Origin of the sequence: Streptomyces viridosporus, from assembly GCF_002078235.1 — a bacterium.
In the GTDB taxonomy this organism is placed as follows: Bacteria; Actinomycetota; Actinomycetes; order Streptomycetales; family Streptomycetaceae; genus Streptomyces; species Streptomyces viridosporus.
The window spans coordinates 1-516 of the sequence record NZ_MSGP01000971.1 but is presented as its reverse complement, the minus strand read 5'-3'; the positions used below and the strand labels follow the sequence as shown (position 1 = coordinate 516).

Here is a 516-nt window from a genome sequence, read left to right as displayed (position 1 = left end):
CTTCACCGAGGAGGGGCGCTTGCGGGAACACGTTTTCTTCGCCGGCCGGCACCACGACCTCGTCATGATGGGCATGCTTGTCAACGAGTTCGACCGGCGACACACGATGAGCGAACCATGAGCCGGTGATCCGAGCGCGTGGAACGGCACTCGGACTTGATCGGCGTTCGTTGTTCGCGGGTGGAGGCGGCCTGCCACCGAAAGTAGGGCTGCCCTCAGTCGCGCAAGGTGGCACGCAGGTGCAGGCCGGCGGTTGCGAGACCTTCGAAGGTGGTGACCCGGTAGCCGGGTTCCGCGCCGGGCGGCTCGCTCAAGTGGTAGCGGCGGGCGGTCTGCGCGGTCATGAGCGTGAGCATGGCCATGGCCAGAGCGGCTCCCTCGCAGCCGTGGGGCCCGGTACCGAAGCCGAGGAAGACCCCGGGTTTCGCCGGCGAGTCTGAATCGTCGAGCCAGCGTTCGGGCCGGAACCGGTCCGGTTCGGGGTGTTCCCGTGCGTCGCGGTGGGCGGTGTAGGGG

Annotated in this window: 1 protein-coding gene; it reads right to left on the bottom strand. The window is 68.4% G+C overall.

From position 1 onward, the window contains the following. Window positions 1-215: 215 nt before the first annotated feature. Window positions 216-516: cytochrome P450 (locus B7L92_RS38970; RefSeq protein WP_143626558.1), on the bottom strand; the 301-nt coding region annotated here is incomplete at its 5' end.